Origin of the sequence: Thiocystis violacea, from assembly GCF_016583575.1 — a bacterium.
GTDB classification, from domain to species: Bacteria; Pseudomonadota; Gammaproteobacteria; order Chromatiales; family Chromatiaceae; genus Thiocystis; species Thiocystis violacea.
Genome location: NZ_NRRG01000007.1, coordinates 21,763 through 34,191, shown reverse-complemented (window position 1 = coordinate 34,191; position 12,429 = coordinate 21,763). Strand labels below are relative to the sequence as shown.

Here is a 12,429-nt window from a genome sequence, read left to right as displayed (position 1 = left end):
TCGGCGGTTCTCCTTCTTGCGGCTGCCGCGCGAGATACGTCGCGTTCAGCCGAAAGGAATGGCGACATCGAGGGGTTGGATCACGCCTCAAGGCGTCGAGATTGACCCCTCCCGCCGGGGGAAGGGCTCGCGGTCATTAAAGATACCCCAGGCGGAACCCTGGTGGGTCATTCCTCTCCTGCCTGTCGTTGGCGCATCCGTCCGACGGGCTTTCGCGCATCCGCGAAGCCGGTTGGTGTCATGCCCCTAAACCGGGTGCTAGAATCCCGCGCTCAATGTTGGATCCGAGCGCGCTCGGCCAAGCCGTGGCCGGCGCGACCATCCTGTCAGCCGTCCTTTTCAACGGGGTTATTCGCATGGGTCTTTCCGGCATGAGTCTCTGGGAGCTTCTGTTGATTCTGGTCGTGGTGCTCATCTTGTTCGGATCCAAGCGGCTACCAGGCATCGCGTCGGATCTCGGTTCGGCCATTCGCGATTTCCGACGCTCGGTCTCGGGCGACGGTCCCACGGAATCGCATGAGGCCACCGGCGCGGAGAGTGGCCAGACCAGGGACGCGACGCCCAATCGGCCAAACTGAATGGCGCCGGGCGGTGCTCCCATGAATCCGGCGGTCGCGATCCGGCGGCATTCGATCCCGAGAAAGGCAAAACGCATGAATTTGTGGCCTCTTGCGATAAGTATGGGCGCTTTGCTGCTGGTTGGCTGCGGCGAACGCTCGTCCCCTTTGATCGAGATCGAGGGCCCCACGATGGGGACTTACTACTCGGTCAAGGTCGCCCGCCCTCCGGCTGGCCTGAGCGCCGAGACGCTGAGGCTCCAGGTGGAATCGGCGCTCGATCAGGTGATCGGTGAGATCTCGACCTATGAGCCGACGTCCGAGCTCTCCCGCCTCAACCGCGATTCCAGCACCGACTGGATTCCCATCTCGCCCAACCTCCATGCGGTGATCGCCGAAGGCCAGCGCATCGCCGCCCTGAGCGATGGCGCGTTCGACATCACGATCGGACCCTTGGTCAACCTCTGGGGCTTCGGACCCGAGGCACGCCCGGACGAGTTGCCGACCCAGGAAGCGATTCAGGCCGCGCGGGCGCGCGTCGGCTGGCGCAAGCTGGAGCTGCGCGCCTCGCCGCCGGCCGTTCGCAAGGCGCGGGGCGATCTCTACATCGACCTCTCGGCGCTTGGCGAAGGGGTCGGCGCCGACCGGGTGGCGACCGAGCTGGAGACGCAGGGCGTGGGCGATTACATGGTGGCGGTGGCCGGAACCATCCGCGCCAAGGGGCGCAATGCCAAGGACCAGCCCTGGGCCATCGCGATCGAGGAGCCGCTTCCGGACCAACGTTCCGTTCACCGCCTGGTCCCGGTCTCCGATCGGGCCATTTCGACCTCGGGCGACTACCGCAACTTTTTCGTCAAGGACGGCAAGCGTTACTCCCATGAGATCGATCCCGGCACCGGCGCCCCGATCGAGCGCCACCTCGGCTCGGCCACGGTGGTCGGCGAGCGCGCGATGGTCGTCGATGGACTGGCGACCGCCTTCATGGTGCTTGGAGAACAGCGGGGACCGGCGCTCGCCACCGATCAGGGGCTGGCGGCCTACTTCATCGTCCGCGAGGGAGAAACGCTGCGAGGCTTCGGCAGCCCGGCCTTCGAGGACTATTTGACCCGAAGCCGCCAGCCGTGAAAATCATCATCCTGGGCGCCGGTCAGGTTGGCGCGTCCGTGGCCGAGAGCCTGGTTTCCGAAGCCAATGAAATCAACGTGATCGACACCGATATCCAGCGTCTGCGGCAGTTGCAGGATCGGCTCGATCTGCGCACCGTGGTGGGGAACGCCGCCTTGCCTTCGGTCCTGCGCCAGGCGGGGGCCGAGGATACGGACCTGCTGATCGCGGTCACCCAAAGCGATCAGACCAATCTCTGCGCCTGCCGCACCGCCGAAACCCTGTTCAAGATCCCGACCAAGATCGCACGGCTGCGCTCGGCCGACTACAGCCAACACCCGGAACTGCTGGATACCCGCAATTTCGCGGTCGATTTCAGTATCTGTCCGGAGCAGATCGTCACCGACTATCTCCTCAAACTCATCGAATTTCCCGAGGCGCTGCAAGTTCTGGAATTCGCCGAGGGCTTGGTCAGCCTGGTCGCCGTGCGTGCCATCGAGGGCGGTCCACTGGTCGGGCATCGCGTTTCCGATCTGCGCCGGCACATGCCGAACATCGATGTCCGCATCACCGCCATCTACCGCCGGGATCAGCCGATCACACCCGAGGGCGAGACCCTGATCCAGGTCGGCGACGAGGTCTTTTTCCTGGCGGCGACCCACGACATCCGTCAGGTCATGAGCGAACTGCGCCAGCGCGATCGGCCCACGCGGCGACTCATGATCGCGGGCGGCGGCAACATCGGGTCTCGTCTGGCGAGCGTTGCCCAGGATCGTTATCGGGTCAAGGTGATCGAGGTCGATGAGGCACGCGCCAAGGCGCTCGGCTCAACGCTGGAGCGTGTGCTGGTGTTGCAGGGGGACGCGACGGACGAGACCCTGCTCGCCGCCGAGAATATCGATGACATGGATTTTTTCCTGGCCCTGACCAACGACGACGAAAACAACATCATGGCCTCCCTGCTGGCCAAGAGCCTGGGCGCGCGGCGGGTGTTGGCGCTCATCAACCGGCGCGCCTATGCCGACCTGTTGCAGGCGGACCGCATCGATATCGCCATCTCGCCCGCCCAGGTGTCGATCGGTTCGCTGCTCGCGCATGTGCGCCGGGGCGACGTGGCGGCCGTGCACAGCCTGCGCCGGGGCGCGGCGGAGGCGCTGGAGTTCGTCGTCCATGGCGACGCCTCGACCTCGAAGGTCATCGGACGGCGCATCGATGCGCTGGCTCTCCCCAAGGGGGCCAGCATCGGGGCCATCGTGCGCGGGATCAGCCGCGACACGCCAGGCGCCAGGCTCGGACTCGGTCAGGTCGTGATCGCCCATCACGAGACGATCATCGAACCCGAGGATCACGTCATCCTCTTCCTCGCGAGCAAGGAACTGGTGCCCAAGGTCGAGCGGCTGTTCCAGGTCGGATTAGCCTTCTTCTGATGCGTGGCCTGCTGTCCGTCGCCAACGTCCTCGGCCGGTTGTTGATGGTCTTTGGTCTCACCTATGCCATGCCGATCACCTCCGCGGTCATCTACCGCGACGGCACGCTGCTCACCTTCGTCATCAGTCTGGCGGCCTGCCTGGCCGCGGGCGGCGCGCTCACCCTGGCGACCCAAAGGTTCCAGAGGGAACTGAAGGCCCGCGATGGCTTCATCCTGGTGAGCCTGGCCTGGATCCTGATTTCAGCCATCGCCACCGTGCCGCTCATGCTGCACGAACAGCTCTCCTTCACCGATGCCTTTTTCGAGACCATGTCCGGCCTGACCACCACTGGCGCGACGGTGATGGCCGGGCTCGATAGCGTCGCCCCCTCCATCAACCTCTGGCGACATGCGCTCAATTGGCTGGGCGGCATGGGCATCATCGTGCTGGCGGTCGCCATCCTGCCGCTGCTCGGCGTCGGCGGCATGCAGCTCCTGCGCGCCGAGGTGCCCGGCCCGATCAAGGACGCCAAGCTCACCGCCCGCATCGCCGATACCGCCGCCTTGCTGTGGACCATTTACCTGGTGCTGACCCTGGCCTGCATCCTCGGTTTGTGGCTGGTCGGCATGGGCTGGTTCGATGCCATCTGTCACGCCTTCGCGGCCCTCAGTCTGGGCGGCTTCTCGACTCGGGATGCCAGTGTCGGCGCCTTCGACTCGCCCGCCATCGAGGCGGTGCTGATCGGCTTCATGGTGCTCGCCGCGCTCAACTTCGCGACCCACTTCACGGCCTGGCGCGCGGGCAGCCCGCGGCCCTATTGGCGGGATGCGGAGGCGCGTGGCGTGCTGGCGGTTCTCCTGGTCAGTTGTCTGGGCAGCTCCCTCTACATCTGGTGGGGTGATGTCTATCCAGACTTCCTAACCGCGCTGCGCTATGTGAGCTTCAATCTGGTCTCGATCGCCACCGATTGCGGCTTCGTGAGCACGGACTACGCCCAGTGGCCGATCTTCGTCCCCTTCTGGATGCTGTTTCTCTCCACGCTCACCGCCAGTTCCGGCTCCACCGGCGGCGGGATCAAGATGATCCGCACCCTGATCCTGGTGCGTCAAAGCTCGCGCGAGCTGACCCGGTTGCTCCATCCCGCCATAGCCGCGCCCGTCAGCGTCGGCGGGATGATGATTCCCAACAGCGTGGTCGTGGCCATCCTCGGGTTCATCTTTCTCTATTTCATGAGTATCGTGACCCTGACCTTTCTGCTCATCTTCGGCGGACTGGATTTCGTCTCGGCCTTCACCGCCGTCATCGCCTGCATCAACAACGCTGGCCCCGGTCTGGGGCAGGTCGGGCCGGCGACCAATTACGGCAGCCTCACGGACTATGAGATCTGGGTCCTGAGCTTCACCATGCTGCTCGGGCGGCTTGAGGTCTTCTCGTTGCTGATCCTGTTTACACCGCAGTTCTGGCGGAAGTAGGCATGGACACGTCCACGCCGACAAAACCGCTCCTGTCCCGTTGGCGGATTGCCGCCGATCCGATCCACTTGAATTTTCAGGAGGTTCCATGAATTTTTCCGGATTGCTGCGAACCAAGGTTATCAACGCGGATCACGCCTCTTATACAGGGGAGCTGCGGCGGGTGCTCGGCCCCCTGGATCTCACCCTGCTCGGAATCGGCGCCATCATCGGGGCCGGGATATTCGTGCTGACGGGGGTGGCCGCGGCCACCCAGGCGGGTCCGGCCATCATCCTGTCCTACATGGTCGCCGGCGTGGCCTGCGCCTTCAGCGCCCTGGCCTATGCCGAACTGGCCGCGTCCGTGGGCGGTTGCGGGAGCGCCTACGGCTACAGCTACGCGGGACTCGGCGAGATCGTCGCCTGGATCATCGGCTGGGATCTGATCCTCGAATATGGCGTGGCGACCTCGGCGGTCGCCATCGGCTGGTCCGGCTATGTCAACAACGCCCTGGCGGCGGTCGGACTGGCCCTCCCGGAGTTCCTGACCAAGGGGCCGCTGGAGGACGGGCTGATAAATCTGCCGGCCGCGCTGATCGTGTTGATCCTGGCGGCGCTCCTGAGCCTCGGGGTGCGCGAGAGCGCGCGCTTCAATGCGATCATGGTGGTGGTCAAGCTGATCGCCATCGCGATTTTCATCCTGGTGGCGGCGTCCCATGTCCAACCCGCCAACTGGAGTCCCTTCATGCCCTTTGGCTGGAACGGGGTCATGGGCGGCGCGGCCTTGATCTTCTTCGCCTATGTGGGCTTCGATGCCGTTTCGACCGCCGCCGAGGAAGCGCGCCACCCCCAGCGCGACCTGCCCATCGGCATTCTGGTCTCGCTCGCGGTCTGCACCTTCATCTACATCCTGGTCTCGGGGCTGCTCACGGCGGTCGTGGCCTATCCCAGTCTCAACGTTGGCTCCCCGGTGGCCGACGTGATGCTCCGGCTGGGTTATCCCTGGGCCGCCGGGCTGGTCGCGGCCGGGGCGATCGCGGGTCTGACCACGGTCATGCTGGTGCTCTTTTATGGACTGACACGGGTCTTCCTCGCCATGTCGCGCGACGGGCTCCTGCCTCCGGTCTTCGCCCGCGTGAACCCGCGCACCCGGACTCCGATTCGGGTCATCGTGGTGAGCGGTTTGTTGATGGCGGTGGTCGCCGGGCTGACACCCATCGGCGAGGTCGCCGAGCTGGTCAACATCGGCACCCTCGCCGCCTTCTTCCTGGTCTGCCTCGGGGTGATCAGTCTGCGCGCGTCGCATCCCGACCTGCCGCGTCCCTTCAAGACACCCTGGTCGCCGCTGGTCCCGCTGCTGGGCGCGATCTCCTGTCTCTATCTAATGCTGAATCTGCCACTCGTGACCTGGCTGCGTTTCGGGCTGTGGCTGGCGCTCGGGTTCGTGATCTATTTCACCTATTCGCGTCACCATAGTGCCTTGGCGACCGTCGAATCTTGACACGAAATCCGCGACAGACCGTCATGGCCGTCCCCGGATCCGGTCTTCGAATGGGTGTGATGGAACGCTGGCACCGTCTCGGGAACGGCCTGACTTCGACGCCGCGATAGACCAAAAATCGCTATCCTCTCCACCTTTGAGGCCGTTCCATGTTCTCGCTCCAGACGATCTTCGGCAAAGGCAACCAGTTTTTTGGCCTGCTTGAGGAGGCCGCCACGGCGGCGGCCGACAGCACCACGGCGCTGCACCGGATGCTCCTTGAGCGCGACCAGCCTCCAGCGCTGGACGCCTTCCGGCTGGCTCGCCAGCGCGAACGCGCCATCGCGGATCGGATCAACGAAGAGCTGATCAACAGCTTTGTCACCGCGCTGGATCGCGAAGACATCGAGGCGCTGAACTCCGCGCTGGTGCGCATCCCCAAACAGGTGGAGCGGTTCGCCGAGCGTTACGCCCTGGCCACTCGGCTGCTGGATGGAATCGATTTTGCCCCTCGCGCGGCCATGCTGGCGCAGGCGGCGAGCGTGGTGGCGGAGATGGTCGGCCAGCTCCGGCGCATGAAGCTCGAAGAGATGAAGCATCTGAACGATCGTCTGCGCTCCATCGAGAGCGAGGCCGACCGGTTGATGCTCGAACTCTACCGCGACATCTACGCTGGCCACTTCGATGGCCAGCAGATGTTCCTGATCAAGGAATTTTTCGAGATCCTGGAGAAGGCCATCGATCGCTGCCGCGAGGCCGGTCTGGTCGCCTACCAGATCGTGCTCAAGAACAGTTGAGGAGACCGGCGTGCTGACTCTCCTCCTGACGGTGATCCTCACCGCGCTCGTGTTCGAATACATCAACGGCTTCCACGACACGGCGAACTCGATCGCCACCGTGGTCGCGACCAAGGTGCTGACGCCCATGCAGGCGGTGGCGCTGGCGGCTACCACCAACCTGCTGGGCGCGCTCTGGGGCACGGCGGTAGCCAAGACCATCGCCTCCGGACTCCTGGATCAGACCGTCGTCGAGGTCAGCTCGCAATTGATCCTCTGCGCGCTGGCCGGCGGCATCGTCTGGAACCTGGCGACCTGGTTCGTCGGTCTGCCCTCATCCTCCTCGCATGCGTTGATCGGCGGTCTGTGCGGCGCGGCCGTCGCGGCGACCGATCTGCAATGGTCGGCGGTGATCTGGTCCGAGCCGGCCGATCCCTGGTACAAGGGCGCCGGCGTGCTCTGGAAGGTCGTGGTGCCCATGGTCAGCAGCCCGCTGCTGGGTTTTACCGCCGGCTTTCTGGCGATGGGTCTGCTCTTCGCGCTGTTATGGGCGATGGCGCGCCGTGGCGGATGGCTCCAGCGTCTCGCCCGCCCGCGCTGGGTCAACGCCTTCTTCGGCAAGGCCCAGCTCGGATCGGCGGCCTACATGGGGCTCGCCCACGGCCTCAACGATGCGCAAAAGACCATGGGCATCATCGCACTGGCCTTGCTCTCGGCGCACCAGGCTGGCACCCTTGAGATCCTACCGGCCTGGCTGACCTGGCTGCGCCCGAGCGAGGCGGCCATCGCCCACGGCGACATCGACACCTGGATCAAGGTGACCTGCGCCCTGACGATGGCCGCCGGGACGGCGGTCGGCGGCTGGCGAATCATCAAGACCCTGGGTCATAAGATCGTGCGGCTGCATCCGATCCACGGCTTCGCCGCCGAGACCGCCGCGGCCAGCGTCATCACGCTCGCCTCCTCGCTGGGCATCCCGGTGTCCACCACCCACAACATCTCCGCCGCCATTCTGGGCGTGGGCGCGGCCAAGCGCTTCTCCGCCATCCGCTGGACCGTGGTCGAGCGCATGCTGTGGGCCTGGATCCTGACGATCCCGGCCGCCGGCGGTATCGCCTTTGGCCTGTTCAAGCTGCTCCAGGTACTCGACCTGACCTGAGCGGAGTCGAATGAGGATGGGGTCACTGGATCCTTTGCCCGCTCGATTCTGGCTGGGTCGTCGAGTTACGCGGTTCGGCCAGCCAAAAAGGCCGCGAGACGCCTTTGCGAAAGGCGGTGAGCGCTGGCAAGGACGAGTTTACCCGCAGATTGCTGTAGGACAGATCCTTGTTCTGCCAGCGCTCATGCCAGAACACCGCCCCTTTGAGCCGTGGCATCCGTTGCTCCATCGCTTCGAATGCCTCGTCGATCCAGGCCCCTTTGTCGCCCTGCTTGGGAAACTCGCCGATGCCCCACTCGGCGAGCAGGACCGGCTTGCTCGGATCCACCGCCGCCAGTTCCTGGTAGGGACCGAGGATCGCCTTGTCCACACCGACCCAGGGCTGGGTCGGAAACTGCTTGCCATAGGCGCTCATGGCCAGCCAGTCCACGTAGTCGCCGCCGGGATAGTAGGCCGCCATCCGATTCCAGGAGACACGGGGAATGGAGGCGTTGTTGACATGGAAGAGCCAGGAGATATTGGACGCGCCAGCCGCCCGTACCCGGTCGACGACGTGCCGATAGGCGCGTTTGAAGGTCTCCGGCCCCTTGTGGAGCGGTGGGTCGGAGCCGGGAATGGGCTCGCCGCCGCCGTGCAGAACCCCTGACCAGGGGAACCAGTTGCCGTTCATTTCCAAACCCCAGGCCACCAGTAGGGGCTTGCCGAAGGCGCGCGCCTCGCTCGCCCAGGTGTCGATGTATTCGTCCCAGCGACCGGCCGCGATCTCGTTCAGATCGAACTCGGTTCGCCGCTTGCCATCGCGTCGGTCCCAGGGATTCCAGAACAGCACTGGGGTGGCGCCCGCGTTGACGATGATCCGGGCCTGGGGCGTCGGGAAGTGTCCGCGACCCCAGAAATTGGAGAAGGCGACCAGCGCCTGACGTTTGCCGACGAGTGTCGCGAAGGCGTCGATCTTCTCCAGCGTGACTTCGTCCTCGTGCTCGCCGAAGTCGATATAGGCCCCTGTATAGGCGCCTTGCCCGGGCGCCAGAAGCTTCGTCCCGCGCATGGAGTCAGGCGGCGGCGGTTGAGTGCCACTCGTCCCGAGGGTCGCCGACAGGCCGAGCGAGAGCACTCCAAGCGACAGCAGGGCCAGGGTGCCACCAATGATCATCCAGTGCCGATGCCTCATGATGTCAGGCCCTCGCCCCGGCGTCGCGCCAACCCCCAGCGTTCCTGGAGACCCCAGGCCATCCAGCTCCCGCGCAGCGCGCGATGAAGCGATGAGAGGATGGCGAGGCTGAGCAGGGGGCGGTAGAGCAGACGCATCGGCAGCACCAGCAAGGCGGTCCGCGCTGGCTCCCCGTCCAGCCGACAGGCGACCAGCGCCAGGATCAGATCGACCGCCAGGAAGAGTCCGGCATAGAAGAGCGCGGGACCGGACGCACCCCGCAGCAGGGTCGCGATCAACCAGAGATCCACGACCGGCGCGAGCGCGACCAGAAAGATCTGGAAGAACCAGATGCCGGGGATGGCGAACCAGCCAAGCCAGCCGTACGCGGGATGGCAGAAGAGGCGGCGATGCTTCCACAGACATTGCAGGGTTCCGAAGGACCAGCGCTTACGCTGCCGGAACAGCCCCCGCACCGAGCGCGGCGCCTCGGTGACCGCCCGCGCCCGGGTGGTGTGCCGGACGCGATAGCCGGCGCGGTGGAGCGACAGGGTCAGATCCGTATCCTCGGCCAGGGTGTCGGACTGGATGCCGCCGGCCGCTCGAATGGCCTCCGCCCGATAGGCGCTGGCCGCCCCCGGCACCACCGTGATGGCGTTCAGCCGATCCAGGGCGCGACGATCCAGATTGAAGGCCGCCAGGTATTCAAGCGCCTGAAAACGTCCCAGCAGCGTGGTCGGCATGCCGACACGGAGTTGCCCGGAGACGGCGCCGACCTTAGGATCCCGGAGCGGTTTCATCAGCTCGACGATGGTCTCCGGCGTGAACTGGGTATCGGCGTCGAGCGTGACGATGAAGTCATGCCGCGTCTGCCCCAGCGCGGATCGCAGTGCCGCGGCCTTGCCCCGGTTGGGCTGGCTGACCAGCCGCAGGCGCGGCTCCGCACGGGCGATTCCGGCGACGATGGCGGCGGTCCGGTCGGTCGAGCCGTCGTCGACCAGGATCACCTCGAAGGGCGCGGGATAGCGGCTCGCCAGCAAGGCGCGGAGCGTCTGCGCGATCACCGTCTCCTCGTTGTAGGCGGCGAGGATCACCGAGACCGGCGGACTAAAAGCAGACACCTCGGCCTCCCGCGACTCCGCGCGCGCACGCCGCGCGGCAAGCCAGACGACGAAGAGCGTTCGCAGGAAAAGCAGGGCGGTTGCCAGCACGAGAAAGACCTGGAGTCCGTTCTCCAGCGCCTGCAAGAGGTTGATCCCGGTACCGGCGACCAGCCGCTGCGGCAGGGGGTCCGCCGGTGGGATCGCGGGCATCACGGCCTCCCTGGAAACCCCGAGCAGACGGTGCAACGGCACGATCTCATCGCCACGCGCCTTGAGATAGGCGATCAACTCAGGCAGCGCGGCGACCGTAGCGGAGCGATCGCCACCGGCATCGTGGAGCAGGACCACGCTACCCGAGGCCCGCGCGGACCTGATCCGCTCCAGGATCTCCTCCGCTGGCGGCGTCTGCCAGTCCAGCGGGTCGATGCTCGCCATGGTCGGGATGTAGCCCAACTCCTGCGCGAGGATCAGTGGCGTGATCTCGCGCAGCTTGTGAGGCGTGCGGTCGGCGTCATAGGGCGGACGAAACAGCAGGGTTGAGCGTCCCGTGATGTCTTCGATCGCGCGCTGGGTCGCGTTCAGCTCCAGCTTCACTCGCAGCGGCCCGGCTTTGGAGAGGTCGGTGTGAGTAAAGGTGTGATTGCCGATCTCGTGTCCCTCCGCGACGATGCGCCGCACCAGATCCGGATACTCGCTCGCATGGGTTCCGGTGACGAAAAAGGCCGCCTTGATCCCCTCGTCCCGAAGGATGTCAAGGACTTGAGGCGTCCATTCCGGGTCGGGACCGTCGTCGAAGGTCAGGGCGATGCGGTCCGGCGCGGTATCGCCTTGTCGGCGCACCACGGCGAATCGCGGAAAATCGATATAGCTGACGCCCCAGGCACCCGCCTCGTCGACCTGGATATGGCGCTGTCCAGGACGCTGATCGTTACTCGCCTCGATGAAATCCCCGTCGCCGACCATGCCGATATGGTCCGAGGCCGATATCCGCTCGAAATGGCTGGCGGCGCATGAGAGACCGCAGCCGATCGCCTTCCAGATCAGCGGATCCTCGGTGCCCAGCCGGTCGATGCCGATTCCGCCCAGACGTTTTTCCAATACCAGCCGTTGCTCGTTGCGGAAGGTCGTCGCGTCGAGAAACCAGACGCTGTGCTCGACGCCCTGTCGCGTATAGGAAAAATGGGGGCCTTCATAGGGCGCGGGATTGGCGATCCGGCCGGCCTGGGCGGAGGCAGCGCGGGCCATGATGTCGTGGAAGGACGCCAGCTCGGGCTTGCCGTTCACTGGCCAGTCATAGGCGAAGGTTCCGATACCGATGACCCATTGGCTCGGATCCCCATGCCTCGCCAGCGCCTCCAGCCATTCGCCGAACCAGGGCAGGGAGGCCAGCGGGCCGGCCTCGTCGTACTCGCCGGTTTCGTAATAGAGCATGGCGACGAAGCGATCGACATGGGGCGCGAGGGCGTCGAGGTCGAAGACCTTGAGGTCGTCCCCGACCGGGACGCAGAGCCACAGTTCGAGACCGGCCGCGCGCAGCTCCGACCCCAGCAGGCCGATCAGCCGAACCATCTCCTCCCGGTAGGTCGGATCGATCTGTTCCAAGACGAGGGTGACACCGCGCGCCCCGATCGCCAGCAACGCCTCCCGGATCTCCCCGGCGAGCGCGCGCTGCTCCGCGCTGTCGGCTCGCAGATAATGCTCCACGGCCTCGGGATCGAACTCCTCTCCGAGCAGATTCGCAAGTATCGGCATGAGGCCGACGGACCGCTCGGCGGCGATGGCGGCGACCTCCGGGCTGGGCGTCGATTCCAAGCGCGGCGGCATGCCGGTAAGCTGAAACCAAGAAGGAGCAACATGGGTGAGTTGGTCGGCATGTTCCCGGAGGGAAGCAAGCGCGCGTTCTTCGTCATCGTCCAGGAAACCCAGTCGCACGGGCTCGGGATGGGACGTCCCCGCCGCGTACGATCCAGCCGAGGTCTGGGTCAACCAGGGCGCGGGAGACTTGGGCCGGTTCACGGTCGCGGTCAGAACGCCCGACAGCATGGCCAACCGATGCTCCGGGGTCGCGGGCAATGGCTCCAGGCGCGGCTCAACCAGCAACGAATAGAGGAAGATCGCCAGGACGAGCGTGGCAAAGGCCACGCCGACGCCAGCGACGCGGCTAAGCGTCTTCCAGCGACCGCCATGTGGGTCACGGAACACAAATTGCTCTCGATCCATAGGCTAAACGTAACTACTCA

9 protein-coding genes are annotated in these 12,429 nt (G+C 65.5%); 7 read left to right on the top strand and 2 right to left on the bottom strand.

The features are described from left to right. The first annotated feature begins 275 nt into the window (after window positions 1-275). From tatA to CKO27_RS05455, 7 genes are all read left to right on the top strand, one after another. The gene (gene tatA, locus CKO27_RS05485; protein WP_242470751.1) at window positions 276-578 is read left to right on the top strand and encodes a twin-arginine translocase TatA/TatE family subunit; all 303 of its coding nucleotides are present in this window, start codon (window positions 276-278) and stop codon (window positions 576-578) included. Between the two features lie 171 nt (window positions 579-749). Beyond that, the gene (locus CKO27_RS05480) at window positions 750-1,682 is read left to right on the top strand and encodes an FAD:protein FMN transferase (protein WP_338115901.1); all 933 of its coding nucleotides are present in this window, start codon (window positions 750-752) and stop codon (window positions 1,680-1,682) included. After that, window positions 1,679-3,088 (top strand): Trk system potassium transporter TrkA, encoded by a 1,410-nt coding sequence (trkA, locus tag CKO27_RS05475; RefSeq protein ID WP_200373873.1) that lies wholly within the window; start codon window positions 1,679-1,681, stop codon window positions 3,086-3,088. Before CKO27_RS05480 ends, trkA begins: the two co-directional genes overlap by 4 nt. After that, window positions 3,088-4,542: a TrkH family potassium uptake protein gene (locus CKO27_RS05470; protein WP_200373872.1), complete on the top strand. Its 1,455-nt coding sequence runs from the start codon at window positions 3,088-3,090 to the stop codon at window positions 4,540-4,542. Before trkA ends, CKO27_RS05470 begins: the two co-directional genes overlap by 1 nt. A gap of 88 nt (window positions 4,543-4,630) precedes the next feature. Beyond that, window positions 4,631-6,022 carry an APC family permease gene (locus tag CKO27_RS05465; RefSeq protein WP_200373871.1) on the top strand — a complete coding sequence of 464 codons (1,392 nt, stop codon included), beginning with the start codon at window positions 4,631-4,633 and terminating at the stop codon, window positions 6,020-6,022. A gap of 149 nt (window positions 6,023-6,171) precedes the next feature. Continuing rightward, entirely contained in the window at window positions 6,172-6,798 is a 627-nt protein-coding gene (locus tag CKO27_RS05460; protein ID WP_200373870.1) for a DUF47 domain-containing protein, read from the top strand. A 10-nt stretch (window positions 6,799-6,808) separates the two neighbouring features. After that, window positions 6,809-7,936, top strand: coding sequence for an inorganic phosphate transporter (locus tag CKO27_RS05455; protein ID WP_200373869.1), 1,128 nt, complete (start codon window positions 6,809-6,811; stop codon window positions 7,934-7,936). A gap of 22 nt (window positions 7,937-7,958) precedes the next feature. Here CKO27_RS05455 and CKO27_RS05450 read toward each other — a convergent pair whose 3' ends face one another. Both CKO27_RS05450 and CKO27_RS25135 read right to left on the bottom strand, forming a co-directional pair. Further along, window positions 7,959-9,107, bottom strand: coding sequence for a glycoside hydrolase family 26 protein (locus tag CKO27_RS05450; RefSeq protein ID WP_200373868.1), 1,149 nt, complete (start codon window positions 9,105-9,107; stop codon window positions 7,959-7,961). Next, the gene (locus CKO27_RS25135) at window positions 9,104-12,391 is read right to left on the bottom strand and encodes a polysaccharide deacetylase family protein (RefSeq protein ID WP_200373867.1); all 3,288 of its coding nucleotides are present in this window, start codon (window positions 12,389-12,391) and stop codon (window positions 9,104-9,106) included. Before CKO27_RS25135 ends, CKO27_RS05450 begins: the two co-directional genes overlap by 4 nt. Window positions 12,392-12,429: the final 38 nt, after the last annotated feature.